Origin of the sequence: Bradyrhizobium sp. sGM-13, from assembly GCF_018398875.1 — a bacterium.
In the GTDB taxonomy this organism is placed as follows: Bacteria; Pseudomonadota; Alphaproteobacteria; order Rhizobiales; family Xanthobacteraceae; genus Bradyrhizobium.
Map to the genome: position 1 here is coordinate 1 of NZ_JAGWDK010000361.1, position 257 is coordinate 257.

Here is a 257-nt window from a genome sequence, read left to right on the forward strand (position 1 = left end):
TCCCGGTTGGTTGGCTATTCTCGCTGGCCATGCGCTTTCTCAATCGCCCCTGCAGCGCCCGCAAGCCAGGTGTTGCGTGGCAGTCTCTCGTGGACTTGGCGACAGATTTCGCCGCCGCGCACGACTGTCAGCGCTACAACCAGTTCGAGGACATGCATCCGCATGTGACTCAATTCCATCGCATGTTGGTCAATTCGACGCTATGGCGCGAGTTTTTCACCCTGCCGCAGGTGCCGCCTAAGGCTCTAAAGCAAATC

General features: G+C 58.4%; 1 protein-coding gene. It reads left to right on the plus strand.

The genetic code is table 11. The features are described 5' to 3' along the window. On the plus strand, window positions 1-257 hold a 257-nt coding region (locus KJQ96_RS39310), incomplete at both ends, for a hypothetical protein (RefSeq protein WP_213291252.1).